Raw genomic sequence first — 443 nt, forward strand, 5'->3', positions numbered from 1 at the left:
TTACTGGTAGGCGGCCCGGAAGGTCTCTCTCCCGCCTGTAAAGCAGCGGCGGAACAGAGTTGGTCGCTCTCCACCCTCACCTTACCTCACCCGCTGGTGCGCGTACTGGTGGCCGAGAGTCTGTACCGGGCGTGGAGCATCACCACCAACCACCCGTACCACCGTGAGTAATGATGATCAGGGTAGACTAAGCAGCGAATGAAATTACAGAATTCTTTCCGCGACTATACGGCTGAATCCTCGCTGTTCGTGCGCCGGGCGCTGGTCGCTTTTTTGGGGATTTTGCTGCTTACCGGCGTTCTGATCGCCAACCTGTACAATGTGCAAATCGTTCGCTTCGACGACTATCAGACGCGCTCGAACGAAAACCGCATCAAGCTGGTGCCGATCCGCCGAGCCGCGGCATTATTTACGATCGCAACGGCACCCCGCTGGCGCTTAAC

The 443-nt window shown here is 57.6% G+C and carries 2 protein-coding genes; both read left to right on the forward strand.

What is annotated here, in order from left to right:
- Window positions 1-3 precede the first annotated feature (3 nt).
- Window positions 4-171: a 23S rRNA (pseudouridine(1915)-N(3))-methyltransferase RlmH gene (locus tag M3205_RS26020; RefSeq protein WP_463674823.1), complete on the forward strand. Its 168-nt coding sequence runs from the start codon at window positions 4-6 to the stop codon at window positions 169-171.
- A gap of 27 nt (window positions 172-198) precedes the next feature.
- Window positions 199-443, forward strand: a 245-nt coding sequence (locus M3205_RS25265) for a hypothetical protein (RefSeq protein ID WP_251172369.1), incomplete at its 3' end; no start/stop codon positions are given.

This window comes from Cytobacillus firmus, from assembly GCF_023715565.1.
GTDB classification, from domain to species: Bacteria; Bacillota; Bacilli; order Bacillales; family Cytobacillaceae; genus Cytobacillus; species Cytobacillus firmus_C.